Annotated in this window: 1 protein-coding gene and 1 pseudogene; one reads left to right on the top strand and one right to left on the bottom strand. The window is 71.9% G+C overall.

The window, feature by feature from the left end; translation table 11 throughout:
- Nucleotides 1-34: 34 nt before the first annotated feature.
- Nucleotides 35-1,048: a LacI family DNA-binding transcriptional regulator gene (locus tag SSBG_RS28290; protein ID WP_008749467.1), complete on the bottom strand. Its 1,014-nt coding sequence runs from the start codon at nt 1,046-1,048 to the stop codon at nt 35-37.
- Between the two features lie 399 nt (nt 1,049-1,447).
- Between SSBG_RS28290 and SSBG_RS28285 the strand changes: the two are divergent.
- Nucleotides 1,448-3,222: pseudogene (locus SSBG_RS28285) on the top strand (glycosyl hydrolase family 28-related protein).
- The last annotated feature ends 37 nt before the right edge of the window (nt 3,223-3,259 follow it).

Genomic DNA, 3,259 nt, shown 5'->3' with positions numbered 1-3,259 from the left:
GCCCCTCCCCGTACCACCCCTCCCCCGCCCCCGTTCAGCCGTGTCGCGGGGCCTGGCCCGTGGAGCCGCGTACGACGAGCTCGGGTTCGAAGAGGAGTTCGCCCGGGGGCACGGTGCGCCCGCCGATCTGGAGGCTCAGGAGTTCCACGGCGGCGCGGCCCATCGCCTCGATGGGCTGGCGGACGGTGGTGAGCGGCGGTTCGGCGCAGTTCATGAAGGCCGAGTCGTCGTAGCCGACGACCGAGACGCGTCCGGGAACGTCGAGTCCGCGCCTGCGGGCGGCACGGACGGCGCCGAGGGCGAGCGGGTCGCTCGCGCAGATGATCCCGGTGACGCCCTGGTCGAGCAGGCGCGAGGCGGCGGCCTGCCCGCCCTCCAGCGAGAACATCGCCCGCACCACGCGTTCCGGCGGCAGTTCGCCCCCGGCCGCGCGCGCCACCGCGCGGGCCATCACGAGTTTGCGCCGCGAGGGCATGTGCCCCTCCGGGCCGAGCACGAGGCCGATGCGTTCGTGACCGAGCGAGGCGAGGTGGCGCCACGCCTGCTCCAGCGCCACGCCGTCGTCGCAGGAGACGGTGCGGAAGCCCAGGGTCTCTATGGCCGCGTTGATGAGCACCACGGGGATCTGGCGGTCGGCGAGAACCCGGTAGTGCTCGTGCGAGGCGTCGGCCTGGGCGTAGGCGCCGCCCGCGAACACCACCCCGGACACCTGCTGTTGCAGGAGGAGTTCGATGTAGTCGGCCTCCGAGACCCCGCCCTTGGTCTGGGTGCACAGCACGGGCGTGAGTCCCTGCTGGGCGAGCGTGCCGCCGATCACCTCGGCGAAGGCGGGGAAGATCGGGTTCTGGAGCTCGGGCAGGACGAGCCCGACGAGGCGGGCGCGCTCCCCGCGCAACTGGGTGGGGCGCTCGTACCCGAGGACGTCGAGAGCCGTCAGCACGGACTGCCGGGTGGCCTCGGCGACGCCGGGCCGTCCGTTGAGCACCCGGCTCACCGTCGCTTCGCTGACCCCGACCTTCTTGGCCACGTGAGCAATTCGTCGCGTCATGACCGCAAGATTAACGCAGCTCCTGTTTGTTATCGGACGTCGTGCGGTGATGTGCTTCCAGCGAGATCCGGACCGGCGGCAAGCGCTTCACCGCCCGGACCGGCAGGTCCGGTGGTCCTGGAAGTCCGCCGGAAGAGCGGCACACGAGGGCGAGGGGGAAAGCCCGCAGGTCTGTGGGCACGCCGAGGGGCCGTGTCGTCCCCTCGAAAACTTCCACGGTGTCGGCAAGAATTCACGAAACCTTGTTGATCCCTTGCTGTGACCCGTGCGACACACCTAGGGTGAGGCCCGCCTAGGCCGCCCCGCCGTGCCCGCGGCGGGCGACCCTCCCCCCACAGGAAGGCGCACCACTCCATGCGTGCCAGCGAAAAGCGCTCCGCCGTCCCTGGTGACATGCCCATGATGATCAACCCCGCGGCCCCCTCCGTGCGCCGGCGGCTGCTCCCCCTCGCGGTCGCCGTCGCCGCCGCGGCCACCACCGCGGCCCTCCTCACGCCCGCCGCGAGCGCCGCACCCCGGCCGGTCGCGCCGGAGCCCGTCGCGGCGGCGGCCGGGGCCTCGCTCCCCTTCACCTCCGTGGAGGCCGAGGACGCCGAGAGCACGGGCGACGTCATCGGCCCCGACCACACGCAGGGCACCCTCGCCTCCGAGTCCTCCGGCCGCAGGGCAGTCCGGCTCGGCGCCGGGCAGAGCGTCACCTTCACCGCCCCGCGCGCGGCGAACGCCCTCACCGTCGCGTACAGCATCGCCGACGGGCGCACCGGAGACCTCGCGGTCGCCGTCAACGGGGAGGCGAGCGACGCGAAGCTCGCGCTCACCTCGAAGTACTCCTACGTGGACACCCCGTGGATCGTGGGCGCCAAGACCCACCACCTGCTGGACAACGCGCGCGTCCTGCTCGGCCGGGACGTCGCCGCGGGCGACACCGTGACGCTCACCGCATCGACGGAGGTGACCGTGGACGTCGCCGACTTCGAGCAGGTCGCGGCGGCGGCCACGCGGCCCGCCGGCTCCGTCTCGGTCATGGACCACGGGGCCGACCCGAGCGGCACGGGCGACTCGACGCAGGCGTTCCGCGAGGCGATCGCCGCCGCGAAGGGCGGCACCGTGTGGATACCGCCGGGCGACTACGCGGTGACCTCCTCCCTCAGCGGGGTCGAGGACGTGACCTTCCAGGGGGCGGGGAGCTGGTACTCCGTCGTGCACTCCTCCAGTTTCATCAATCAGCCGAACGCGGCCGGCGGCGCGCACCTCAAGGACTTCGCCGACATCGGCGAGGTCACCGAGCGCAACGACTCCAGTCCCGACAACTTCGTCAACGGCTCGCTCGGCCCCGGCTCCTCGGTCTCGGGGATGTGGCTCCAGCACCTCAAGGTCGGCCTGTGGCTGACCGGGAACAACGACGACCTCGTCGTGGAGAACAACCGCATCCTGGACACCACGGCGGACGGCCTCAACCTCAACGGCAGCGCGAAGAACGTCAAGGTGCGGCAGAACTTCCTGCGCAACAACGGGGACGACGCCCTCGCGATGTGGTCGCTCAACGCGCCCGACACCGGCTCCGTCTTCGACTCCAACACCATCTCGCAGCCCAACCTCGCCAACGGCATCGCGATCTACGGCGGCACCGACATCACGGTGAGCAACAACCTGATCTCCGACACGAACGCGCTCGGCAGCGGCATCGCGATCTCCAACCAGAAGTTCGCCGACCCGTTCTTCCCGCTCGCGGGGACCATCACCGTCTCCGGCAACACCCTGGTGCGCACCGGGGCACTCAACCCCAACTGGGGGCACCGCACCCGATGGGCGCCCTGCGGGTCGACGCCTACGACAGCGACATCGAGGCGCGGGTGAACATCACGGACACCACCTTCACCGACAGTCCCTACAGCGCCTTCGAGTTCGTCTCGGGCGGCGGCACGGGCAAGGCGGTGCGGAACGTGACCGTGGACGGGGCCACCGTGGACGGGGCGGGGACCGTCGTCGTCCAGGCGGAGACCCCGGGCGGGGCCGCGATCGGCGGGGTGCACGCGAGCGGGGTCGGCGCGGCCGGGACGTACAACTGCCCCTTCCCCGAGGGCAGCGGGACCTTCACGCTCGACGACACGGGCGACAACAGCGGCTGGGACACGACCTGGGACGACTGCGCCACCTGGCCGGAGCCGCGGTAGGCGCGGCGAGAGCCTGACGGCGGTCCCGCGCCCGGGG

The organism is Streptomyces sp. SPB074, from assembly GCF_000154905.1.
Classification (GTDB): Bacteria; Actinomycetota; Actinomycetes; order Streptomycetales; family Streptomycetaceae; genus Streptomyces.
The sequence above is the reverse complement of the archived record's forward strand: the minus strand, read 5'-3'. Positions and strand labels throughout refer to the sequence as shown.

Coding starts and splice junctions, on each gene's coding strand:
- SSBG_RS28290 (WP_008749467.1), bottom strand. CDS start 1,048: ATGACGCGACGAATTGCTCACGTGGCCAAGAAGGTCGGGGTCAGCGAA.